Origin of the sequence: Streptomyces sp. NPDC091387, assembly GCF_044756945.1 — a bacterium.
GTDB lineage: Bacteria > Actinomycetota > Actinomycetes > Streptomycetales > Streptomycetaceae > Streptomyces.
The window spans coordinates 158,112-178,826 of record NZ_JBIVTZ010000001.1 but is presented as its reverse complement, the minus strand read 5'-3'; the positions used below and the strand labels follow the sequence as shown (position 1 = coordinate 178,826).

Here is a 20,715-nt window from a genome sequence, read left to right as displayed (position 1 = left end):
CACGCGTCGTGGTCATGTGCACCTTGTGACCGGGCGGAGGTCGCCTCGGTGTCCTGCGCATACCTGGCATGGCCCCCGGGTTCGAGACGGCTGTTCGGGGGCGGGCGGCGAGCCGCCTCAGTCGGGCAGCGCCACGGTGAGATCCACCTCGACGAGTTGTCCGGTAAAGCCCAACTGGGCAACGCCCAGGAGCGTGCTGGCAGTTGTGAAGGCCTGGCCGATGGAGGACTCGGTGAGCTGCTGCCACACGGCTCCCAGATCGTCCCTGTCATCACTCCGCACGTAGATCACTGACCGCACCACATGTCGGGGCTGAGCGCTCACAGCCGCGAGTGCGGCGAACGCGTTCGCCGCGACCTGGGCGACCTGTTTCTCAAGAGAGCCGGAACCGACGAGGTCGCCGTTTCCATCAAGCGGACACTGCCCTGCGAGGTAGGCGGTCCGGCCGGACTCCACCACGGTGACGTGGTGGTAGCCAGGTGTTGGGTGCAACTGCTCGGGGTTGATGCGGGTGATCTTCTCAGTCATGCCTGCGAGTCTGGCCAACGTGCTGCCGGCACGCACCGCAATTTCGTCCACCATGCGGGGTAGCAGCGGTCGCGCTCCTGGTCGCCGCGGTCGGTCTGCTGTTCGCCGCTCTGCGCGAGGGCCCGCAGGCGGTGGAGGGGGAAGCCTGAGACGCTTCTGCGAGCACGGATGCCCCGGGTGGCAGGGCCGGCCTTCGGACTGTGGGCTTCGCTTCCCTTGTCGCCGGAGACCGTAGGGCACGTCTCCGGGAGGAGTGGGCCGCAGCCCTTGCCGCCGACCCCGGGAACGGCACCGTCCTCTCTTCGTGCCGCAGGATGCGTTACGCCCTCGGCTTCCTCTGGGCGGCGCTCCGGATGCGGATCAGTGATCTTGCTGCTCCACTGTGCGCGCCGGTGGACTGGCGGCTGTCGGTGGAGTCAGGTAAGTACGCATTCGTGCGAACAGGACGGTGGCCGAGGCTAGAAGAGGCGGGGTGCTCGGGGTTTTCTCCCGGAGCCAGGTGCCCCGGATCGCTCGATCTTGTCGGGGTTCCAACACGGTGATCCGGAAGGACGTAACGGCGCTCTCGCCGTGTTGTCTCACCTGGCATGGCCCAGCGAGTGCTCACGGCGGTCTCAGCTCTCCAGCATGAAGCCCAACGGCCCACGGAGGTCGGCCGGTCCGCGGTAGTGCACGCCGCGCATCCCGAGCCCGACCGCAGCCTCGACGTTCTCAAGCCGGTCATCCACGAAAAGGCACCGGCTCATGTCGACACCCGCTTGCGCGGCCGCGATCTCGTAGATCTTCGGGTCCGGCTTGGCCACCCCCACCCGCGCACTGCTGATGACGTGGTCGGCGAAATCCGACAGACCCAGCGAGGCCAGGTCGTCCTCCAGTTCTACGGTCGCATTGGTCACCAGCACCAAGGGCACGTGTGCCCGCACCTGACGGAGCATGGCCACCACCACTTCGTCGGCCCAGAACGGAGCCTTGGCCAGTGCGGCACCCAGCTCGTGCGCTTGCGCCTCTGGAACCTGGCCTGCGAGGCCGATGGCGATGGACTCCACCCACTGCCGCTTGGTGATCGTCCCGAGGAGCAGTGGCAGGTCTGTCTCCGGCGCGAACGCCACTTTCTCGGTTGTGCCCTCTGTCAGTCCCGCACCACGCTCCAGGATTGACAGTTGCGTCGTGTCGTAGAAGCGGATCACATTGTCGAGGTCGCACAGCACCGCGTCGAAGGGCCTACTAGTGATCTTGGTAGTCGTCACTGCCCTTGGATAGCACAGCGTTCACCGCGGTCTCACGTGACCTCGTCCCCGGCCTGCGAGCTCGCGACACCCCATGTGGTGGAGATCGGGGCTGCATGAGCCGAGACAGCCGGAGGATAAAGGACAAGCTGGGGCCTGTTGCGAAAGTGCTGGTCAAGCTTCTGGGAGTGACGGAGCGGGCGGCTGCTAGCGTCCCGATTCATGAACGACAGTGTGTACGTGGGTCATGCGGGCGAAGACGCGGCACTGGACCGGGGATGGTTGCTCGGGCACTTCAAGGACGCCGCGGATCCTCGCCACAGCGAGGCGGTAGAGGTCAAATGGGGCGTTCACCCGCGTGGCGACGAACGAATGCAGTGGGTGAGGGGAGAGGAGCGCACTGCTCTCCTGGTGCTTATCAGCGGTCGCTTCCATGTCCAACTTCCTGGCCGCAGTGTTCTTTTGTCGGCGCAGGGTGATTACGTCGTCTGGGGGCACGGAGTCGACCACTCCTGGTTCGCGGAAGAGGAATCGGTAGTGCTCACGGTTCGGTGGCCATCCGTACCTGGATACTCCGTGACGCCATAGGCAGGAAAGGGGCGGTTGCCGGCCTGATCGCGAAGGTGGAGGGCGTAGCCGTTCGTTGGATCGACCGCCCAAGCGCGTGGTATTCGGTTTGAGTAGGTCTGAAACGCCCTTTGGTCGCTGAGAGAGGATTCGTGCCAGAATTCCGCGAACTCACTGCTTGAGGTCACGCGCGCGTTCTGCGAATGAGTGTGCGGTGTCACCTTTCGAGGCCCAGGGATGCGCTTGGTTCATGGCCGTGGTCGCGCTGGTTTCGTGTCCGACTCCTTCAAGAATTCCGAAGCGGGCGCCGGTTACTGTCGGCCTCATGAACAGCACCGGTAAAGAGTCTCGTCATGTCAACATCCACATTGCCAGCCCGGTCGAGGAGGTCTATTCCTACGCCTCCGATCCTGCGAATCTTCCGGAATGGGCTCTGGGTTTGGGTGGCTCCATCGAGAATGTCGATGGCCAATGGGTCGCTGAATCCTCATCTATGGGGCGGGTTGTGGTCACGTTCTCGCCCGAGAACGATTTGGGCGTGCTCGACCACGACGTCACGTTGCCCTCCGGAGAGACCGTCCATAACCCGGTCCGGGTGATTGCTGACGGCGCGGGAAGTGACGTGGTGTTCACTCTTCGTCGACGGCCAGGGATGAGCGACTCCGACTTCCGGCGCGACGCCGACATGGTTGCCGCCGACCTGGCGCGGCTCAAGGCGCTGACGGAGCCGGGCCAGGGCCCCCGCTGAATGGTCCGCCGGGCTGGTCCGACGGGTCGGTCCGAGGCGCTCAACCGAGCGGCCGATCGGGCTGTGGGAGTCGGAACAGCCCAGGTAGGGGCACACTGGGCGTATGGCCCTACCTAGAACGCACCATTGCTCGGCCTGCGTGGACGGTGCCACGCCGGACTCAGTCCTTCACGAAGACCTTGTTGTCGGAGCACCGCTGTCCATGGAAGATCTCACCGACGCGCAGCGCCTCGACCGGTTCGCCCATAAATACGCGCACGACGGCTGCCAGGTCAGAGAGGTACAGCGGGTCTCCCACGACAACCTGAGCGGTTACGCCTGGTGCGTGCGCTTCGTCGAGAGCGCCTGACGGCTCTCGACGGGCCCGGCACAGCCGGATAGCCCGGGAAGCTGCGCGCGAGAGGGCCCCTGGGGCCCGGCGGTCCGCTGGGTGGAGCAGAAGCCTGCTTCGCCCGGGGGCGGACGTCTCAGCGCAGTGCTGACGTGAGCGCGGCGCGGTGGGCGGTCGTGAAGGCGTGTTCGCGGTGTGACCAGGCGATTCGCTCGGCGATCTGGTCCTCCCTGGCCATCCGGGCTGCCGACGCGCCGCGGTGCGCGCGCCACCAGTCGGCGTTGCGGGCTCGGCGGTCGACGATTGCGTCGAGGAGGCTGCCTCGGGCCCGGCCCGGGAGTCCGTAGGCGTCGACGGGGACTCGTACCTGGTCCGCCTGCTCGTCGGCGGACGGAGCCCCGGGCCTGGAGGTGATGCACCAGGTCCAGGCCATGTAGCCGAGGTCTTCGAGCGGGTCGCCCGGAGCAGCGGTGTCGAAGTCGATGAAGGCCACGGGGCGGCCCTCGCGGAACACGGTGTTGTCGGGTCCGGGATCGTGGTGGCAGACCACCGGATGCGCTCCGGCGAGGGCGCTGCCTCGGGTGGCGTCGTGCAGGTCCCGTACCAGGGATCCGGCCGCGGCCACTTGCCGATGGGTCCACCGCTGGAATCGGGACGGCAGCCAGCCGGGGAGGTAGCTCAGGACGTCACGGCCCGCCGCGTCGTCGCCGAGATGGCGCGGTGCGCCGGTGAAGCCCTGCCTGTTCAGGGGTTCGAGCAGGTCGGCGGTGAACGGTGAGGACGGGCCGGCGGGGCGCCGGACCGTGTTGCCCACCCGTACGACGCCCTGAGTGACACGGCCACCGGACAGCGGTACTTCGCCTCCCGCAGGTTCCGTGTCTTCTGCATCTCCCCCACCTCCCGCGCCTCCTACGCCTCCCGCGCCTCCTACGCCTCCCGCGCCTCCTACGCCTCCCGCGCCTCCTACGCCTTCCGCGCCTCCTACGCCTCCGCGTTCTCCACGCCTTTGACCTCCTGCTCGTCTTTCGCTGGGCCATTCTGTCGATACGCCGCTCCGTCGCTCTCCCGGCGGCGGGTCGCGGTGCCACCCGGCAGGAGGGCCATGACCACCACCGCCCGACAGGAGCAGGGGGCGCGTGCCGCGTCCCCGCTGCGGTTACCGGCCTTTCGCCGGTTCCTGCTCGCCCATCTCGTGTCCGCGACGGGTTCGGCGATGGCGCCCGTGGCGCTCGCGTTCGCCGTGATCGACCAGGGCGGGGGCGCGCGGTCGCTCGGGATCGTGCTCGCCGCGAACACCGTGCCGACCCTGGTCTTCCTCCTCCTGGGCGGCGTGCTGGCGGACCGGATGTCGCGTAGCCGGATCCTCTTCCTCGGGAATCTCGGTGCCGGGCTGGCACAGGCCGCAGTCGGCGTTCTGGTGGCGACAGGTGCGGCGACGACACTCGCGATCAGCGTCTGCGCCTGCTTCTCCGGGGTGTGGGCCGCCTTCGTCGCGCCCGCCGCCCAGGGGATCGCGACTCGGCTCGTGGCGAAAGAACAACTGCAACAGGCCAACGCGCTGGTCCGGGTACCCGGGAACGCCGTCAAGGTCATCGGGCCGGTCGCCGGCGGATTCGTCGTGGCGTTCGCGGGTCCCGCCTGGGCGCTCGGGTGGGACGCGGGTACGTTCGTGGCCGCCGCCCTCCTCCTGCTCGGGCTCCGGCTCGTCGGCTCCGTCCCCACCGGGCGCGGGGTCGTGGGCGATCTCCGTGCGGGCTGGGCCGGGTTCCGCTCGCGGAGCTGGTTGTGGACCTACACCGTCGCCGGAACCGCGGTCGTGGCGGCCTGGCTGGCCGGGTACCAGTTGCTCGGGCCCCTCGTGGCGGCCGACAGCTATGCGGGTGCCCGTTCGTGGGGGCTGGTACAGGGCGCCTTCGCCGCCGGACTGCTCGCGGGCACGTTCCTCTGCCTGGTCTGGAAGCCGCGACGGCTGATGCTGGTCTGCGTGGTGACCAGCGCGGGAATCATGCTTCCCCTGGCCGCGCTGGGGCTGGAGCTGCCCCTCGCCTGCGTGCTCATGGCCGCCGCGCTCGCCGGTATCGGGCTGGACGTCGCGATCGTCTCCTGGTCCACGGTCATGCAACAGAAGCTACGTGACGAGGAGTTGGGGCGCCTCGGTGCGTTCAACGCCGTGGGTGAACGCCTCGCCGTCCCGATCGCTTACCTGCTGGTGGCGGTGGCCTCGAAGCGCTGGACCAGTCAGCACCTCCTGTTGGTGTGCGCGGGAATCATCCTCGCCGCCACCCTGGCCAATGTGTGCGTACGTGATGTGTACCGGATCAACCGGGCGTGAATCGCCGGTGAGGGGAGGCCTGTGTCCGGCTTCCGGCTGCGCGACTCCCTGCATACCCCGCTGGTTTGTATATGTCGGTGACCGACCTATAGTTGCCCCCGTGAAGCTCCGCCCCCGGGGTCAGGCGAAGCTGCGGCTCACCCCGGGGGCGGCGCGCAGCCCCGCAACGGAGATGGAGTAGTCATGGCCAGCAAGAAGAACCTCGTCGTCAACCGTGAATCTCTCGTCCACAAGGCCCGATACGCCGCGAGCCGTCCGGACCGCATAGCCCCGTACCTGAAGCGGGCCGCTCGTGACCGCTGGCTGGCCTTCAAGCACCCCGACCACGTGAACTACTACCGGGCCGTGATGGCCTCGGACACCCGTCGCAACCCCGAGGCCGCCGTCGGCAGTCAGACGCACGAGCGCTGGCTGGCACTGGGGCAGATGCAGTTCGACTACCTCCTGGGGCACGGGCTCGCCCCCGGGGCCCGGATGCTCGACATCGGCTGCGGCAACCTCCGTGCGGGCTGGCGCTTCATCGACCACCTCGAAGCCGGCCACTACTACGGCATCGACATCTCGCCCGACATCCTGATCGCCGCGAAGCAGACGCTGACGGCGCAGGGGCTTCAGGCCAAGGTCCCGCATCTGACCATCACCAAGGACCTGACGCTGGACTTCCTGCCCGACGCGTACTTCGACGTCGTCCACGCCCACAGCGTGTTCTCGCACTCGCCGATCGAGATCATCGACGAATGCCTCGCCCACGTCGGCCGGGTACTGGCCCCCGGCGGCCACTTCGACTTCACCTTCGACCGCACCACCGGCGCCGAACACCAGGTCCTGCGCGAGGACTTCTACTACCGGACCCAGACCCTCGTCGACCTCGCCGCCCGGCACGGACTGGCCGCGCGGTTCATGGAGGACTGGGAGGAGCTCGGCCACGGCCAGTCCAAGATCCGGGTCAGCGCCGGATGATGTGACCAGCCCCCGGCCCCAGCCCGGCCCCCGGCAGCCTCAGCGCGTACCCGCCGTGCCGGAGTCCCTGTCGCGCATCCGCCGCAGGCGCAGGACCACGGCCGCGCCGGCGAGCAGGACGGCGACCGGAAGCAGCATGTCCCGGTCCACCACCCCGGCGCAGTACCCCATGGCGACGAAGGGCGCGCAGGCCAGGGCGAATTGGCCGGTGGTACGGATGCCGGCCGGCGCCCGGCGGCCCGTCAGGGCCAGGGCGGCGACCATCGGGGCGCCGAGGCGCCACAGGATGATGGACCCCAGCCCGTGTGCGTCGGCCATGGCGAGGACGACCACGGAGAGCGGTGCCCAGATCGCCAGCGCCACGATCCCCGCCGTACTCCGGATCCGGCCGGGCGGGCGCAGGTCCGGCGGGCAGATCAGCGGGACGACGGCCGCGACCATGGGCGTCAGCAGGTATGCCGTGAACTCCAGGGGCATGGACGCACCGGCCGGCAGGAGGACCGCGAGCAGGACCACGGCCGTGGCCAGCCCACCCGCGAACGCGCACCGCGCACCGGCCACGAAGCGCCCGCCCAGCGCGACGACCGCCCCGATGAGGGCCAGCAGGTTGCAGCCGCCCAGGACATAGCTGAGCGGAACCAGGAAGTCCGGGTTGCCGCTGACGGTCCGGTCGCCGATCACCGAGACGAGCTCGAAGGCGGCGTACGCGGCCGTGGCCGCCAGCGCGAAGGGGGCCACGGCCGCGAAGAGGCGTCCGCCGCGCTGGGTGGACCCCAGGCCCAGGCGGAGACGGAGCGCGTGCGCCGCGATGTCGCAGGCTTCCCGGAACCGGGCGATCCTGCCTGCCCCTTCGGTCGCCTCGCGGTAGGCCTCGGCTATCTCGTCCCCGAAGGCGCGCCGGAAGCCGGCCGGGTACAGCCGCAGCAGCGGGGCGCTCATGCGGTGGCCGGCTTCCCCGCGACGCCCAGGCGCCGGGTGGCCTCACGCGCGGTGGCGGCGATCCTCCGCACCTCGGCGGCCAGACCCTCCCGGCCGGCCGGGGTGAGGGTGTAGGTGCGGCGCAGCCGGCTGTCCACGACCTCCTCCGCGTGCACCTCGATCAGCCCCTCGTTCAGGAGGCGCTCCAGGCCTCCGTACAGCGTGCCGGTCCGCATCGTGACCCGCCCGCCCGAGATCTTCTCGACCTCACGCGCGATGGCGTAGCCGTGGCGGGGCTCGTCCGCGAGCGCGGTCAGGAGGAGCAGGGTCGGTTCCTGCATCGCACGATCACTCATGCCCGCATGATAAGTCACTCACCGGCATATACCGGAAGAGGGAAGGATCGGCCCGGTACTGCTGTTCTGCCTGGTCGGGTCGGCCACGTGCCGTCCGGTCCATCCGGTTCACCCCTCTAGCCGGCTGCCGGTGGGTGCTCGTCCGGGAGCGTCCTGCCCAGGCGGGCCAGCGGGGACAGGGCCATGAACAGGGGGGACAGTGCCATGGCGGCGGCGGTGAGGAGCAGGCTCGTACGCAGCCCCCACTGAACGGTCAGAAGGCCGCCCAGCAAGGAGCCGAGCGGCGTCAGGCCCATGCCGGCGAAGTTGATCGTCGCCACGACCCGGCCCTGGATCCGGAGGGGCGTGACGGCCTGCCGTACGGCCATCGTCGTGACGTTGACCAGCTGACTGAACGTACCGAAAAGGAAGTTGATCCCCATGAGCGCCGGAAGTGTCACGGCAGGGGAGCCGTGCAGCGCCGGTACGCAGAGCATCACACCGTCGGCCAGCACCGCCGAAGCCACCAGCACCGGGCCGAACCCGAATCTCCCCGGCAGTCGCGCCGCCAGCAGCGAGCCCACGACCGCGCCGGGACCTGTCGCCGCGAGCGCCAGGCCGACGGCCGTGCCCGGCAGATGAAGCCCGCGGGGGAGGTAGAGCAGATAGACGGTCATCAGAGCGGCGAAGGAGAACTGATAGAGCGCCGATGCCAGGCCCACGGCCCGCAGAGAGCTGTTGCCGGCGACGAAGCGGAGTCCTTCGTGGATCTGCCGCCAGATGCGGACAGGTCCTTCGGGGTGCACCGGGAGCGGTTCGCGTGCGCGGATCCGGCAGATCGATACGGACGACACCACGAAGAAGAACGCGCCGGCGAAGGTGGCGAGCGGTGCCGAGAACAGCGACACCAGCGTGCCGCCGAGCGCGGGGCCGCCGATCTGCGCCGCTGACCTGCTGCCCTCCAGCGCGCTGTTGCCCCGCGCCAACTGGCCGCGTGCCACCAGCCGTACGAGCGAGGCCTGGTACGCCACGTCGAAGAACACACTCAGTACGCCGACGAGGAGAGCGGCCACGAGCAGTGCGGGCAGTCCGAGGACGCCGAGCAGGTAGGCGGCGGGCACCGCTGCCATGGCGAGCGCCCGGCCGCAGTCCGCCAGGACCATCACAGTACGGGAGCGCCTGCGGTCCACCCAGGCGCCGACGAAGAGCGAGAGCAGCAGGATCGGCGCCTGCTCCACCGCGCGCAGGGCGCCGAGTTGACCGGCTCCCGCGTCGAGCGACACCACGGCGACGAGCGGCAGGACCACCTGGCCGGCCTGCGCCCCGAACTGGGAGGCGGTCTGCCCCACCCACAGCCGGCGGAAGTCGGCATCCCGCCACAGGCTCGGCGGAGTCGGGCGGAAAGGAGGGGCGGAATGGGGCTTGTCGGAGGTTCTGTCCGGAGACGCGGGCTGCATGGGGACCCCTTGAGCTGCGGAAATCCGGCTGCCCGATCAACCTGACCGTCGAGCTGCTGGGCGACCGGTGGAGCCTGGTCGTGCTGAGGGACGTCATGTTCGGTGGCTACCGGCACTTCCGTGAACTGCTCGCGCATTCGGTCGAGGGCATCGCGTCGAACATCCTGGCCGCCCGGCTGTCGAAGCTCGTGGGCGCCGGTCTGCTCACCCGGCACGACGACCCGAGTCACCGGCAGAAGATCGAGTACCGGCTCACCGAGGCATCGATCCAGCTCGTTCCGCTCATGACGCGGCTGGGCGACTGGGGCTCCCGATGGCTCCCGACCACACCCGAGCTGCCGATCCGTGCCCAGCTCCTCGCCCGCGGCGGCCCCGAAATGGGGGAGAGGTTCATGGACGAGCTCCGCGCCCTGCACCTCGAAGACCGTCCGCAGCGGGCCGACGGCGTCCTCGCCGAGCTCACCCTGGCCTACGAACGCATCGTCTCCGAAAGCTAGTTGGTGCCGGACACCGGTGAGCGGGTCACGGCAGGGTTCGTCCGTCCGTCCTGTCCGGCCGACGGGGTTCCGTCGAGGTCCCGGGCCATCTGCGTACACATCGTCTCGTAACGGCGAACCGAGCCGTCCGGGGCCAACTCGTCCCAGGAATCGGGCTGTCGGCCGTACGCCACGTACCCCAGGCGCTCGTACAGCGCGCGGGCACGCGGGTTGTCGTCCTCCACGTCGAGTTCGGCCCGCAACAGGCCGCGGGAGGCGATCCGGCGTTCGGCGGCGGCGATCAGGAACGTGCCGATCCCGCAGGACTGGAGCGCGGGGTGGACCGCCAGCTGCCACAGCCTGCCCGCGCCCTCCCGGACGCCGTAGTCGACCCCGCCGATCGCCACCGGGACGCCCGACGGCGGACACACCGCCAGGTAGTCCACCTCGCCGCGCCGGGCCCGCGCCAGCTGCCCCGCGATGTTCTCCACATGGAGCGTCGAGCCCGACCAACCGCAGGACTCCAGATCGCCGGGAACCAGATCGCGGGCCGAGAGCCTCAGTACGACGTCGGTCATCGTCACCACCTCCGACCGGACAGGATTCCTTCCGGAGAGGTCCCTGCCAAGCGGATTTCCCGGGGCGGGACGGGCGCCGGGCGCCCCCGGTTCAGGGCCGCCCTCACCCGTTCGGCTGCGCCCGAGTGGCCGCCTCCGTACGTGCCCACCAGGGTCGGTCTGACGTGCAGTTCCACCGGCCGAGGAGTTCCCATGGCACAGTCAGCGCCCACACCGGGTACGTCTCACTCGCACACCGCCGATCCGGGGGGCGTCAACCCCTGGGCGGCCGGCGGGGCCATGTTCGCCGGGGTCCTGCTCATGGTCGACGGTGTTCTGGGGGCCATCAAGGGCATCGCCGGAATCGCGTCCAACACGGTCTACGCCCGGATCAACGACTACGTCTTTAAGTTCAATGTGACGGCCTGGGGCTGGATCCACCTGGCTCTCGGCATCCTCCTCGTCGTGATCGGCTGGGGAATCCTCAGGGGCTTCGGCTGGGCCCGCGGGATCGGTGTGGCGCTCGCGGCGCTCAACATGATCGCGAACTTCATGTGGCTGCCCTACCAGCCGATCTGGGCCGTGGTCTCCCTCGCCATCGACACCTTCGTGATCTGGGCCCTGTGCACGGATCGCTCGAAGTCGCTCATCTGAGAGCGGCTCCTGAAGGTTCACGGGAATGACGTCGGTGTGCGGGGCCTGAGTGCGTGACCGGCCCGCACGCCGGCGACTCCTGGCGTGCCCCGACCCGACCAGGCCTCCCGCATGCTGCGGGCCGCTGCCCGGGACGTTGTCAGTGGGGCGGTCCACACTTGAGACATGTGCCGCAGTATCAAGACCCTCCGCCCGCCCGTCCTCCCCGAAGAGGCCACCGAGGAGGACATCCGCGCCGCCGCCCTGCAGTTCGTGCGCAAGGTGTCCGGCTTCCGTGCGCCGGCCGCGCACAACAGGGAAGTCTTCGACCGTGCCGTCGACGAGATCGCCGCGTCGACCGCCAGGCTGCTGGACGGTCTGGAAGTGCGGGGAGGTGTCAGGACGCCGTAGGGACCGAGGCCGGGGCGACGCTGGCGGCGGCCGCGGCGGCCGCCGCCGCGGCGGGGCGCCGCATCAGCAGTGCGGCGAACGCGCCCGCGACGAACAGCGCAAGGACCGAGACCGCCGTGCCCAGCCAGCTCGCGCCGAGCCACTGGGCGCCGAAGTAGCCGAGGCCCACGCTGTAACCGGCCCAGGCCACACCCGCCACCGCGGACCACGGCAGGAATTCCTTCACCTTGCGGTGCGAGGCGCCCGCACCCAGTGAGACGACCGAGCGTCCGGCCGGGGCGAAGCGGGCGATGACGACGAGCGCGCCGCCGCCGCGGCTCAGCGCGGCGCCGAGGCGTTCCTGCGCGGAGGTGAGGCGGCGCGAGCGGGCGATGGCGCGGTCCAGGCGTGCGCCACCGCGCCAGGCCAGCCGGTACGCGACGAGGTCGCCGAGCACCGAGGCGCTGGCCGCACAGAGGATCAGGGCCAGGAGCGAGGGGACCTCGGTGACGTGACGGGCGGCGCCCGCGGCGTCGGCGGCCACCGTGGTGGTGCCCGCGGCGGCGGCCGTGGCCGCCGTGATCACGAGGACACCGCTGGGCAGTACGGGGAGGAAGACGTCCAGAAGCACCGAGAGGGCGACCACAACGTAGATCCATGGGCTGCCGGTCAGCGCACCCACACTCTCAAGCACTTCTACTCCCCGTTTCAGTGACGACGCCGCGACGTCGCAAGGGGAGCGGCAGGAGCGGCAGGGCCAGCTGTACAGCGTACGCCTGCCGTTCACCTGGAGATCCATATATATGCGTGATGTTGGGCACCTCACGGGTGTGTCACATGAGCCTTGTGTGTCACTCGTGTGTGCCTCGGGGATGGGTCGGGGAAGCGGTGCCTCGGGGGTACGCCGGGAAGCGGCATTCCCGGCGTACCCCCGAGATGGCGTGGTGGGCCCGGCCGGCGCGGACCCGGTGGTTCGTACGGGTCAGGCGGCTATCGGGGCGGCCGGTTCAGCCGGTTCGGGCGCGCGCTCCTCGGTGCGCTGTGCGGCGGAGCGGGACGTGAACAGCCGGTCCAGGGCCAGGGCGCCGGGACCGGTGAAGACGAGCAGCAGGAACACCCAGCTGTAGACGGCCGAGGGCTCGCCGCCGTTCTGGAGCGGGAGGAGCGCCCCGGGCTGGTGGACCTTGAAGTACGCGTACGCCATGGAGCCGGACGAGATCAGGGCGGCGATGCGGGTGCCGAGGCCCAGTACCACGAGGCTGCCGCCGACGAGCTGGATGACCGCCGCGTACCAGCCCGGCCAGGTGCCGGCGGGTATCGATCCGCCGCCCATGGCGCCGCCCAGGACACCGAAGATCGAGGCGGCACCGTGGCAGGCGAAGAGCAGGCCTACGACGATTCGGAAGAGCGCGAGGGCGTAGGGCTGGGCCCGGTTCAGGCGTGTGTACATGGGGGGAGGCTCCTTCGGTCTAGTGGGGACGTGAACCGACTGAGCGCTACAGGTTAGGCAAACCTCACCAATACTTGCAAGTTCAACGTTTAGTTGACTGGCTGAAAGTAGACGGCCCGTCATGGGTCAACGAGCGATCGAATACCGTCTGGAGCTGGGCCCCTGTCCTCCTTGACTTGGCCTGAACCAATGACAGCGCAGCTTTCCGGCCATGCAGCGTGAGTGTCATCAGCTGATTGCCGAACCACGGCCCGTCCGTCTTGTCCCACCGGACCGGGGGTGTACCAGTGCGCCCGTGCCGCGCCAGCAGCCGGCCGAGCCGCCGCCCGGCCCGGCTCCAGCCGAAACGGAAGGCGGCCTTGAGCGGGCCGGGGATCGAGTTGTGCACGGGAGAGCAGGTCAGTTGCAGAACGCGGGCATCCGGCGCCCCGCCGGGGACCCCGGCCGGCCAGATGGGCTCCGCGATGTACGCATGGTGCACATCGCCCGACAGCACGCATACCGTCGCCGGTGCGTCCGGGCCGCTGCCCACCTCCCGGATCAGCTCCGTCAGCTGCCCGAACGAATCGGGGAACGCGGCCCAATGCTCCAGGTCGGAGCGCTGCCGGAGGTACTCGCCGACGCGCGCCCAGCGGCCGTCCGGCCCGCCCCGCTCGCCCCGGCACAGCGCGGCGCTCCACTGCTCCCCGTCGTGTACCAGTGGCGGCAGCAGCCACGGGAGCGAGGTGCCGATCAGGAGATGGTCGAAAGAACCGGGCCCGGACAGCGCCTCCTCGCGCAGCCAGCGCGCCTCCTGCGGGTGGAGCATCGCCCGCCGCTGTTCGTCGAGCACCCGGGCCGCGCGGCTGTCCACCATGAGCAGCCGTACTCGGCCGAAAACGCGTCGGTAGCTCCAGCGGGTACCGGTGGGGTCCGCGTCGGCCCCGGCCGCGAACCGGCGTACCTGTTCGGTGCCGTCCGGGGTCGCGTGCACGGCCGCGTAGAGCGGGTCCGCCGCCAGTTCGGCGGGGGAGAGATTGCCCAGGTGCTGATAGACCCAGTACGACATCAGTCCGCTGACGATCCGCTCGTGCCACCAGGGCGTGGAGCGGATCTCGGTGAGCCAGGCGGCGCTGGTGTTCCAGTCGTCGATGACGTCGTGATCGTCGAAGATCATGCAGCTGGGGACCGTCGAGAGCAGCCAGCGCACCTCGGGGTCGCGCCACGACTCGTCGTACAGGCAGGTGTACTCGTCGTAGTCCGCGACCTCCGCCCCCGGCGGCTCGTCCAGATCGCGCCGTGCCGCGAGCCTGCGCCGGGTCGCCTGCGAGGTCTCGTCCGCGTACACCTGGTCGCCCAGGAGCAGCAGGACGTCGGGGCGTACGGCGTCGGGGTCGGCGGCGAGCCGGGCGGCGAGGGTGTCCAGGGCGTCCGGCCCGACGGGGTCGGACCGGACGGACGCGTGTCCGCCGGCGGGGGGAGCCGCCCAGCGGCAGGAGCCGAACGCGATCCGGACCGTCCCCGGCCCGCCGGCCTCGCCGTTCCCCTCCTCCCTTTCCTCGCGGCCCTCGCCGCCCTTGTCGCCGCCGGTGGGTATCGGCGGGGTGGTGATCGTGCTCGCCGGGAAGCGGTGGTTCTCGGGTGGCCACACCCGGTGCTCGTCGAGCAGGACCTCGTACGCCGTGGTGGAGCCGGGGGTCAGACCGGTCACCACCACCAGGGCGTAGTGGTGCCCGGCGACCGCGAAGGTCCGGGACGAGCCCGAGGCTCCGTCCGCGCACCGGATCACGGCCGTGCACGGCCGGTCCGCCTCGACCCAGACGGTCGCGGTGGAGGCGGTCTCCCAGTCGACGTACCGCAGCAGTGGTCCCAGGCGCAGCCCGGCCATGTGGTGCTCCTCGCATCGTTCCGTACGGACGGTGCCGTACGCGTTGTTCGTACGGCGGCTTCGTACCGTACGGAACGACGGGGGAGGGCGGGGCGGTTCCGGGGCGGCGGTCAGCGGGACGGCCGCCGTTCAGTGATCGTTCAGCAGCCGTTGAGTACGGTCTGCAGTGCGGTCTTCTCGGCCGAGTCGACCGTCAGGTCGTAGTAGTGCTTCACGTGCACCCAGGCGCGCGCGTACGTGCACTGGTACGCGGTGCGCGACGGGAGCCACTTCGCCGGGTCCTTGTCGCCCTTGGACTGGTTGACGTTGTCGGTGACCGCGATGAGCTGGGGCCGCGTCAGGTCGTTGGCGTACGCCTGCCGTTGGGCGGTGGTCCAGCTCGATGCGCCGGACCGCCAGGCCTCGGCGAGCGGGACCATGTGGTCGATGTCCAGATCGGATGCGGCGGTCCAGGTGGCCCCGTCGTACTCCGAGTACCAACTGCCGCTCACGGCGGCGCAGCTGGAGTCCTGCGTGACGTTCGTGCCGTCCCGCTCCAGCACCACCTCGCGGGTGTTGCAGGCGCCCGACTGGGTGATCCAGTGCGGGAACTTGTCCCTGCTGTATCCGCTCGACGAGCCCTCCGCCTGCACGGTCAGCTGGCCCAGATAGGTGCGGGCGGTGGACGCGGCCACCGGGGTGGGCATGGCGGCCTGGGCGCCGGGAGCGTTGAGCAGCGCGGTTGTTGCGGCGAGGGCGGCTGATGCGGCGAGGACGGCGATGCGACGCGCGTAGACACCTGACATGCGAACTCCCTTGATGTGGGGGGACCTTGGGCGGGTCGTGCGAAACGGCCCGGCCATCGTGGCGGCGCGAGGTTTCCGTGGGGTGGGCGCCAGGTAACAGAGTGGCGACATGGGCACGTCACATCAAGGGGTCTGACGAAGAGGGTCGGTGTGCGGGGGCGTGCGCATGGGTGTGCGCGGGCGTACGGAACTGATGAGGCGGCAGTTCCACGCTCGGGAAAGGGGGCCGGATCCGGTCGCGGCCTGCGACGGGATTTCCGGTCGCGGAGCAGGACCGGCCGCGGGCCGTCCTAGGGTGGCCGCGTGCTGCTACCGGTCACCATCACACTCGGGGCCGTCCTCGCGCTGCTGCTCGCGGCGGCCGCGGGCATCGCCGCTCTCGCCTCGCTCGGCCGGTCGCGCCAGATCGTCCTGGCGGGGCTGCGGGCGGCGGTCCAGCTCGCCGCGGTCTCCTCGCTCATCGGCTGGGTGGTCCATGCCTCCGCGCCGACCTTCGCGTTCATCGCGTTGATGTTCGGCGTGGCGGTGTGGACCGCGGGTCACCGTGTCACCGACAACCGCACCTGGCGGTGGGTGGCCGTGCCGATCGGGGCGGGGGTCGTGCCGGTGGTCGCGGTGCTGCTGCTCACCGGGCTGGTGCCGGTCCGGGGCATCGCGCTGATCCCGGTGACCGGCATCCTCATCGGGGGCGCCCTGACCGCGACCGTGCTCGGCGGGCGGCGGGCGCTCGACGAACTCGCGACCCGGCACGGGGAGGTGGAGGCGGCGATGGCGCTCGGCTTCTCGGACCGCGACGCGCGGCTGGAGATCGCCAGGCCCGCGGCGTCCGACGCGCTGCTGCCGGGGCTCGACCAGACGCGGACGGTGGGGCTCGTCACGCTGCCCGGCGCTTTCGTCGGCATGCTGCTGGGCGGCGCCTCACCGGTACAGGCGGGCGCCGTACAGCTGTTCGTGCTGGTGGCGCTGATGGCCGTACAGGCGGCGGCCGTCGCGACCGTACTGGAACTGGTGGCGCGGGGCCGGCTCCGCCGTAACGGGGAAGGGGCCTCGGCTATCGGGCGCTGATGTGCAGCAGGACCGAGCCGTCGGCCGCCGACTCCACCCGGATCCGGGTCAGGTCCTCGACGTGCGCGTCCGGGGAGAGCGACGCGGCTCGCGGGCCCACGCCCACGACGCGCATCCCCGCCGCCCGGCCCGCCGCGATACCCGCCTCCGAGTCCTCGAAGACGACGCAGTCCGCCGGATCGAAGCCCAGCCCCGCGGCGCCCTTGAGGAAGCCCTCCGGGTCCGGCTTGCTGGCGCCCACGCTCTCCGCGGTGACCCGGAGTTCGGGCATCCGCAGTCCGGCCGCGGTCATCCGGGCGCGGGCCAGGGCCCGGTCGGCCGAGGTGACCAGGGCGTGCGGGAGCGCGGCGATCGCGTCCATGAAGGCGCCGGCGCCGCCGATCGGGACGACGCCGTCGGTGTCGGCGGTCTCCTCGGCGAGCATCACCCGGTTGTCCGCGTGGTTCTGTTCCATCGGACGGTCCGGGAGGAGCACCGCCATGGTGGCGTACCCCTGGCGGCCGTGGACCACCTTGAGCGCGGCCTCCGGGTCCAGGCCCTGCCGCAGCGCCCAGCGCCGCCAGCAGCGCTCCACGACGGCGTCGGAGTTCACCAGGGTCCCGTCCATGTCGAGCAGGAGGGCGCGGGCGGTGAGAACGGTGGCCGGCATGGGCGGGCTCCAGGGCGGGGGTGACGGCGCGGGGCCACGTGAGACCCCGGAAAGAGATCAAGCGGCCCCCGCCCGCCGGTCAGGGAGTGCGTTTGGGGGCCACTTTGTTCCATCACGATACAAAAACCTGTCCGGGAAAGCCAATCCCTGGCCGGAGCAGGTGTGTCCCGCGGGTCAGTGGCGTCCGCGGCCCGTCGTGATCGCCTCCAGCGCCCGCCGGGTGTGCGGTCCGTAGACACCGTCGTCGTCGCCCTTGATGTACATGTACGTCTGGTAGCGGTGCACGGCGTCCTCGACGCGGTCCGTGTAGTCGGCGTCGGCGGGGCTCATGAACAGCCCGATCTCCTGGAGCCGGCGCTGCAGCTCGGCCACCTCCGGGCCGTGGTCGCCGCGCCGCAGCGTGGAACCGTCCTGCGGCGGGGCGACCGGGGCCACCGGCTTCTCCTGACCCTCGGCGTCCGCCGTGGCCGTCGGGGAGGACGCGGCGGACGGGCCGGAGGGCCCGGCGGACGCGGAACGGGACGCCGAGGCGCTCGCCGACGGCGACGCGGTCGCGGACGCGGACGCGCTCGCGGAGGCCGACGGTGACACCGAGGCCGGCCGGGACGGTGACGCGGAGGCGGACGCCGTCGTGGAGGCCGAGGGCGCGGCGCTCTCCTCGGGGAGGCTGGTCACCGTGGAGGGCAGGACCGGATCCAGGGTGGTGTCCCCGCCGCCGTCCCCGTTGAACAGCCCGCCCACGAAGGCCGCCGTGCCGACCACCGCGACGACGGCCGCCCCCACGGCCAGCGCGGCGAAGGGCCCGCGGCGGCGCGGCTGCACGGGGTCGGGGCCGGTCATCAGGACCGGGACGACCGGCTGGTCGTCCCGTGAGCCCGGACCGGCGGCGGCCGGCAGCGGGGCCGGTCCCGCCGGGTCCAGGAACAGCGGCATCGTGGTGGCCGCGTCCCCCGCATGGCCGTCCGTCACCTCGCCCGTCGGCCCGTCCCCGCCGACCGCCGTCTCCTCGCCCCCCAGCGTCACGTACGGCCGGATGCGCAGCGGGTCGAAGTCCTCCGCGGCCGCGAACTCGGCCGACCGTCCGGCGTGGTGCTCCTCGACGATGCGGTGCTGTTCCGCGGCCCGCTGATCCTCGGTGACGCGCTGGTGTCCGGCGGGCTCGCGCTGCCCGGCGCCGTGCCGAGCCGCGCAGCCGCAGCCCGGACCGGCACCGGGTCTGCCGTCCGTACCGCACTCCGGGCATATATGTCCGGTCATTGTGGGTCCCCTCCCCTTGAACTGCCTGCGATTATCCAGCCCGCCGCCGGGAAGCCCAATCATCCGGCCCCTCGGCAGGCCATAACGGTGCAGAACAGACAGGATGGGGGAGTAGCGGATCCGAGGAGATGTTTCATGGCCCAGCAGTTGAGCCCTCCGGCCCCGGCCCCCGGCGAGAACCGCTCCACGCGGTCGGTCCTGGTGGCGATCGGCGCGCTGCTTCTCGGCATGCTGCTCGCCGCACTCGACCAGACCATCGTCTCCACCGCACTGCCGACCATCGTCAGTGACCTCGGCGGTCTGGATCATCTGTCGTGGGTGGTCACGGCCTATCTGCTGGCATCGACCGCCGCGACCCCGCTGTGGGGCAAGCTCGGCGACCAGTACGGGCGCAAGCGGCTCTTCCAGATCGCCATCGTCATCTTCCTGATCGGCTCCGCGCTCTGCGGCATCGCCCAGAACATGCCGCAGCTGATCGGCTTCCGCGCCCTCCAGGGGCTCGGCGGCGGCGGCCTGATCGTGCTGTCGATGGCGATCGTCGGCGATATCGTCCCGCCGCGCGAACGAGGCAAGTACCAGGGCCTGTTCGGAGCGGTGTTCGGCGCGACGAGCGTGCTCGGGCCGCTCCTCGGCGGCTTCTTCACCGAACAGCTCAGCTGGCGCTGGGTCTTCTACATCAACCTCCCCATCGGCGTCGTCGCCCTCGCCGTGATCGCCGCCGTGCTGCACATCCCGGTCCGCCGCACGAAGCACACCATCGACTACCTGGGCACCTTCCTCATCGCCTCGGTCGCCACCTGCCTGGTCCTGGTCGCCTCGCTCGGCGGCACCACCTGGGCCTGGGGCTCGACGCAGATCATCGGCCTCGCCGCGGTCAGCGTGCTGCTGCTGATCGCCTTCGTGTACGTGGAGCGGCGCGCCGCCGAACCCGTACTGCCGCTGAAGCTGTTCCGGATCAGGACCTTCACCCTCGTCGCCGTGATCAGCTTCGTCATCGGCTTCGCGATGTTCGGCGCGATGACCTATCTGCCGACCTTCCTCCAGGTGGTGCACGGCATCACGCCGACGATGTCCGGCGTCCACATGCTCCCGATGGTGTTCGGCCTGCTCATCACCTCGACCGGGTCCGGCCAGATCGTCAGCCGTACGGGCCGCTGGAAGATCTTCCCGATCCTCGGCACCGGCATCACGGCGATCGGCCTGCTGCTCCTGCACCGGCTCACCGAGAACAGCAGCACGCTGGAGATGAGCGTCTGCTTCTTCGTCTTCGGTGCCGGACTCGGTCTGGTGATGCAGGTCCTCGTCCTGATCGTGCAGAACGCCGTGAGCTACCAGGACCTCGGCGTCGCCACCTCGGGGGCGACCTTCTTCCGTTCCATCGGCGCCTCGTTCGGTGTCGCCATCTTCGGCACCATCTTCACCAACCGGCTCACCGACAAGCTCGGCGCGGCGCTCTCCGGCCGGGCGCTGCCGCCCGGGATCAGCGCGAACGGACTGGCCTCCGACCCGCGCTCCGTCAGCCGGCTGCCGCCCTCACTCCGGCAGCCGGTGCTCAGCGCGTACTCGACGTCGATCACCGATGTGTTCCTGTACGCGGCCCCCGTCGTCCTGATCGCCTTCGTCTTCGCCTGGCTGCTCAAGGAGGACAAGCTGCGCGGCTCTGTGACCGCACCCGACCCCAGCGAGACCCTGGCGTCGAACCCGGTCCAGCGGTCCTCCTACGACGAATGCGCCCGCGCCCTCTCGGTCCTCGCCACCCGGGAGGGACGCCGCGAGGTCTACGTGAAGATCACCGAGAAGGCCGGGCTCGACCTGCTGCCCGCCGCGAGCTGGATGCTGCTGCGCATCAAACGGCACGGCACCGTCGAGCCCGCCCGGCTCGCCGAGATCGCCCCGGTGCCGCTGCGGGTGATCAGCGAGGCGGGCCGGCAGCTGGAGGAACTCGGGCTGGCCCGCCGGGTGGGCGTGCAGCTGGTGCTCACCGAGCCCGGCGCGGAGGCCGTGGTGAAGCTCTCGCACGCCCGCGAGGAGTCCCTGGCGGAGCTGCTGGGTGACTGGTGGGGTCCGGACCGGCCGACCGACCTGGTCGCCCTGGTGACGGAGCTGACGGCCGAGACGAGCGGATCGAGCAGGGAACGGCCGCACAGCCCGGAGCCGAAGCGGGACCACCACGCCCCCTGACGC

General features: G+C 70.6%; 23 protein-coding genes. 10 read left to right on the top strand and 13 right to left on the bottom strand.

All coding sequences use genetic code 11. The features are described 5' to 3' along the window. Positions 1–117 precede the first annotated feature (117 nt). Positions 118–528, bottom strand: a complete 411-nt coding sequence (locus ACIQM0_RS00895; RefSeq protein ID WP_401282018.1) for a RidA family protein — start codon at positions 526–528, stop codon at positions 118–120. Between the two features lie 614 nt (positions 529–1,142). Beyond that, positions 1,143–1,775: an HAD family hydrolase gene (locus ACIQM0_RS00890; protein ID WP_401282015.1), complete on the bottom strand. Its 633-nt coding sequence runs from the start codon at positions 1,773–1,775 to the stop codon at positions 1,143–1,145. A gap of 201 nt (positions 1,776–1,976) precedes the next feature. Here ACIQM0_RS00890 and ACIQM0_RS00885 point away from each other — a divergent pair, with 201 nt between their 5' ends. The 3 genes from ACIQM0_RS00885 to ACIQM0_RS00875 all read left to right on the top strand — a co-directional run bounded on the left by ACIQM0_RS00885 (position 1,977) and on the right by ACIQM0_RS00875 (position 3,418). Continuing rightward, positions 1,977–2,342, top strand: coding sequence for a signal peptidase I (locus ACIQM0_RS00885; RefSeq protein ID WP_401282012.1), 366 nt, complete (start codon positions 1,977–1,979; stop codon positions 2,340–2,342). 304 nt (positions 2,343–2,646) lie between these two features. Beyond that, on the top strand, positions 2,647–3,069 hold the full coding sequence (locus ACIQM0_RS00880; RefSeq protein WP_401282009.1) for an SRPBCC family protein: 423 nt from the start codon (positions 2,647–2,649) through the stop codon (positions 3,067–3,069). Between the two features lie 202 nt (positions 3,070–3,271). After that, complete coding sequence (locus tag ACIQM0_RS00875; protein ID WP_363027168.1) at positions 3,272–3,418, top strand: hypothetical protein; 147 nt, start codon at positions 3,272–3,274, stop codon at positions 3,416–3,418. A 118-nt stretch (positions 3,419–3,536) separates the two neighbouring features. Here the strand turns inward: ACIQM0_RS00875 and ACIQM0_RS00870 are convergent, their stop codons facing one another. Continuing rightward, complete coding sequence (locus tag ACIQM0_RS00870; protein WP_401282006.1) at positions 3,537–4,214, bottom strand: phosphotransferase family protein; 678 nt, start codon at positions 4,212–4,214, stop codon at positions 3,537–3,539. A 288-nt stretch (positions 4,215–4,502) separates the two neighbouring features. On the opposite strand from ACIQM0_RS00870, the gene ACIQM0_RS00865 reads away from it, so the two are divergent. Together ACIQM0_RS00865 and ACIQM0_RS00860 are read left to right on the top strand one after the other, a co-directional pair. After that, positions 4,503–5,732, top strand: a complete 1,230-nt coding sequence (locus tag ACIQM0_RS00865) for an MFS transporter (RefSeq protein ID WP_401282003.1) — start codon at positions 4,503–4,505, stop codon at positions 5,730–5,732. A 183-nt stretch (positions 5,733–5,915) separates the two neighbouring features. Continuing rightward, complete coding sequence (locus tag ACIQM0_RS00860) at positions 5,916–6,692, top strand: class I SAM-dependent methyltransferase (RefSeq protein WP_401282000.1); 777 nt, start codon at positions 5,916–5,918, stop codon at positions 6,690–6,692. Between the two features lie 39 nt (positions 6,693–6,731). Here the strand turns inward: ACIQM0_RS00860 and ACIQM0_RS00855 are convergent, their stop codons facing one another. The 3 genes from ACIQM0_RS00855 to ACIQM0_RS00845 all read right to left on the bottom strand — a co-directional run bounded on the left by ACIQM0_RS00855 (position 6,732) and on the right by ACIQM0_RS00845 (position 9,402). Then, positions 6,732–7,631, bottom strand: coding sequence for a hypothetical protein (locus tag ACIQM0_RS00855; RefSeq protein WP_401281997.1), 900 nt, complete (start codon positions 7,629–7,631; stop codon positions 6,732–6,734). Beyond that, on the bottom strand, positions 7,628–7,966 hold the full coding sequence (locus ACIQM0_RS00850) for a PadR family transcriptional regulator (RefSeq protein WP_363027159.1): 339 nt from the start codon (positions 7,964–7,966) through the stop codon (positions 7,628–7,630). Before ACIQM0_RS00850 ends, ACIQM0_RS00855 begins: the two co-directional genes overlap by 4 nt. Before the next feature lie 116 nt (positions 7,967–8,082). Next, positions 8,083–9,402: an MFS transporter gene (locus ACIQM0_RS00845; protein ID WP_401281994.1), complete on the bottom strand. Its 1,320-nt coding sequence runs from the start codon at positions 9,400–9,402 to the stop codon at positions 8,083–8,085. A gap of 14 nt (positions 9,403–9,416) precedes the next feature. Between ACIQM0_RS00845 and ACIQM0_RS00840 the strand changes: the two genes are divergently transcribed. After that, positions 9,417–9,899: a winged helix-turn-helix transcriptional regulator gene (locus ACIQM0_RS00840; RefSeq protein WP_401283352.1), complete on the top strand. Its 483-nt coding sequence runs from the start codon at positions 9,417–9,419 to the stop codon at positions 9,897–9,899. Here the strand turns inward: ACIQM0_RS00840 and ACIQM0_RS00835 are convergent. Next, the gene (locus ACIQM0_RS00835; RefSeq protein WP_401281991.1) at positions 9,896–10,456 is read right to left on the bottom strand and encodes a GNAT family N-acetyltransferase; all 561 of its coding nucleotides are present in this window, start codon (positions 10,454–10,456) and stop codon (positions 9,896–9,898) included. The two genes, ACIQM0_RS00840 and ACIQM0_RS00835, sit on opposite strands and share 4 nt — an antisense overlap. A 192-nt stretch (positions 10,457–10,648) precedes the next feature. Between ACIQM0_RS00835 and ACIQM0_RS00830 the strand changes: the two genes are divergently transcribed. Both ACIQM0_RS00830 and ACIQM0_RS00825 read left to right on the top strand, forming a co-directional pair. Further along, positions 10,649–11,089: a hypothetical protein gene (locus ACIQM0_RS00830; protein ID WP_401281988.1), complete on the top strand. Its 441-nt coding sequence runs from the start codon at positions 10,649–10,651 to the stop codon at positions 11,087–11,089. A gap of 165 nt (positions 11,090–11,254) precedes the next feature. After that, a complete protein-coding gene (locus ACIQM0_RS00825) occupies positions 11,255–11,479 on the top strand; it encodes a DUF2277 domain-containing protein (RefSeq protein WP_123470583.1) in 225 nt (74 codons plus the stop codon). On the opposite strand, the gene ACIQM0_RS00820 is transcribed toward ACIQM0_RS00825, so the two are convergent. The 4 genes from ACIQM0_RS00820 to ACIQM0_RS00805 all read right to left on the bottom strand — a co-directional run bounded on the left by ACIQM0_RS00820 (position 11,466) and on the right by ACIQM0_RS00805 (position 15,560). Further along, complete coding sequence (locus tag ACIQM0_RS00820; RefSeq protein ID WP_401281985.1) at positions 11,466–12,152, bottom strand: DedA family protein; 687 nt, start codon at positions 12,150–12,152, stop codon at positions 11,466–11,468. The two genes, ACIQM0_RS00825 and ACIQM0_RS00820, sit on opposite strands and share 14 nt — an antisense overlap. A 288-nt stretch (positions 12,153–12,440) precedes the next feature. Beyond that, on the bottom strand, positions 12,441–12,908 hold the full coding sequence (locus tag ACIQM0_RS00815; RefSeq protein WP_401281982.1) for a DoxX family protein: 468 nt from the start codon (positions 12,906–12,908) through the stop codon (positions 12,441–12,443). 82 nt (positions 12,909–12,990) lie between these two features. Next, on the bottom strand, positions 12,991–14,775 hold the full coding sequence (locus ACIQM0_RS00810; protein WP_401281979.1) for an alkaline phosphatase D family protein: 1,785 nt from the start codon (positions 14,773–14,775) through the stop codon (positions 12,991–12,993). A gap of 140 nt (positions 14,776–14,915) precedes the next feature. Continuing rightward, entirely contained in the window at positions 14,916–15,560 is a 645-nt protein-coding gene (locus ACIQM0_RS00805) for an HNH endonuclease family protein (RefSeq protein ID WP_401281976.1), read from the bottom strand. A gap of 303 nt (positions 15,561–15,863) precedes the next feature. On the opposite strand from ACIQM0_RS00805, the gene ACIQM0_RS00800 reads away from it, so the two are divergent. Beyond that, the gene (locus tag ACIQM0_RS00800) at positions 15,864–16,625 is read left to right on the top strand and encodes an ABC transporter permease (RefSeq protein ID WP_401281973.1); all 762 of its coding nucleotides are present in this window, start codon (positions 15,864–15,866) and stop codon (positions 16,623–16,625) included. Here ACIQM0_RS00800 and ACIQM0_RS00795 read toward each other — a convergent pair. Both ACIQM0_RS00795 and ACIQM0_RS00790 read right to left on the bottom strand, forming a co-directional pair. Continuing rightward, on the bottom strand, positions 16,612–17,274 hold the full coding sequence (locus ACIQM0_RS00795; protein WP_401281971.1) for an HAD-IA family hydrolase: 663 nt from the start codon (positions 17,272–17,274) through the stop codon (positions 16,612–16,614). The genes ACIQM0_RS00800 and ACIQM0_RS00795 overlap by 14 nt on opposite strands. A gap of 174 nt (positions 17,275–17,448) precedes the next feature. Then, entirely contained in the window at positions 17,449–18,531 is a 1,083-nt protein-coding gene (locus tag ACIQM0_RS00790; protein ID WP_401281968.1) for a peptidoglycan-binding domain-containing protein, read from the bottom strand. A 135-nt stretch (positions 18,532–18,666) separates the two neighbouring features. Between ACIQM0_RS00790 and ACIQM0_RS00785 the strand changes: the two genes are divergently transcribed. Beyond that, positions 18,667–20,712 (top strand): DHA2 family efflux MFS transporter permease subunit, encoded by a 2,046-nt coding sequence (locus ACIQM0_RS00785; RefSeq protein WP_401281965.1) that lies wholly within the window; start codon positions 18,667–18,669, stop codon positions 20,710–20,712. Positions 20,713–20,715: the final 3 nt, after the last annotated feature.

What these genes read in the sequence shown, in the direction of transcription:
- ACIQM0_RS00815 (WP_401281982.1), bottom strand. Translation starts at nt 12,908, where the DNA reads ATGTACACACGCCTGAACCGGGCCCAGCCCTACGCCCTCGCGCTCTTC.
- ACIQM0_RS00810 (WP_401281979.1), bottom strand. Translation starts at nt 14,775, where the DNA reads ATGGCCGGGCTGCGCCTGGGACCACTGCTGCGGTACGTCGACTGGGAG.
- ACIQM0_RS00865 (WP_401282003.1), top strand. Translation starts at nt 4,503, where the DNA reads ATGACCACCACCGCCCGACAGGAGCAGGGGGCGCGTGCCGCGTCCCCG.
- ACIQM0_RS00845 (WP_401281994.1), bottom strand. Translation starts at nt 9,402, where the DNA reads ATGCAGCCCGCGTCTCCGGACAGAACCTCCGACAAGCCCCATTCCGCC.
- ACIQM0_RS00830 (WP_401281988.1), top strand. Translation starts at nt 10,649, where the DNA reads ATGGCACAGTCAGCGCCCACACCGGGTACGTCTCACTCGCACACCGCC.
- ACIQM0_RS00860 (WP_401282000.1), top strand. Translation starts at nt 5,916, where the DNA reads ATGGCCAGCAAGAAGAACCTCGTCGTCAACCGTGAATCTCTCGTCCAC.
- ACIQM0_RS00805 (WP_401281976.1), bottom strand. Translation starts at nt 15,560, where the DNA reads ATGTCAGGTGTCTACGCGCGTCGCATCGCCGTCCTCGCCGCATCAGCC.
- ACIQM0_RS00880 (WP_401282009.1), top strand. Translation starts at nt 2,647, where the DNA reads ATGAACAGCACCGGTAAAGAGTCTCGTCATGTCAACATCCACATTGCC.
- ACIQM0_RS00885 (WP_401282012.1), top strand. Translation starts at nt 1,977, where the DNA reads ATGAACGACAGTGTGTACGTGGGTCATGCGGGCGAAGACGCGGCACTG.
- ACIQM0_RS00795 (WP_401281971.1), bottom strand. Translation starts at nt 17,274, where the DNA reads ATGCCGGCCACCGTTCTCACCGCCCGCGCCCTCCTGCTCGACATGGAC.
- ACIQM0_RS00825 (WP_123470583.1), top strand. Translation starts at nt 11,255, where the DNA reads ATGTGCCGCAGTATCAAGACCCTCCGCCCGCCCGTCCTCCCCGAAGAG.
- ACIQM0_RS00785 (WP_401281965.1), top strand. Translation starts at nt 18,667, where the DNA reads ATGGCCCAGCAGTTGAGCCCTCCGGCCCCGGCCCCCGGCGAGAACCGC.
- ACIQM0_RS00875 (WP_363027168.1), top strand. Translation starts at nt 3,272, where the DNA reads ATGGAAGATCTCACCGACGCGCAGCGCCTCGACCGGTTCGCCCATAAA.
- ACIQM0_RS00850 (WP_363027159.1), bottom strand. Translation starts at nt 7,966, where the DNA reads ATGAGTGATCGTGCGATGCAGGAACCGACCCTGCTCCTCCTGACCGCG.
- ACIQM0_RS00895 (WP_401282018.1), bottom strand. Translation starts at nt 528, where the DNA reads ATGACTGAGAAGATCACCCGCATCAACCCCGAGCAGTTGCACCCAACA.
- ACIQM0_RS00855 (WP_401281997.1), bottom strand. Translation starts at nt 7,631, where the DNA reads ATGAGCGCCCCGCTGCTGCGGCTGTACCCGGCCGGCTTCCGGCGCGCC.
- ACIQM0_RS00790 (WP_401281968.1), bottom strand. Translation starts at nt 18,531, where the DNA reads ATGACCGGACATATATGCCCGGAGTGCGGTACGGACGGCAGACCCGGT.
- ACIQM0_RS00835 (WP_401281991.1), bottom strand. Translation starts at nt 10,456, where the DNA reads ATGACCGACGTCGTACTGAGGCTCTCGGCCCGCGATCTGGTTCCCGGC.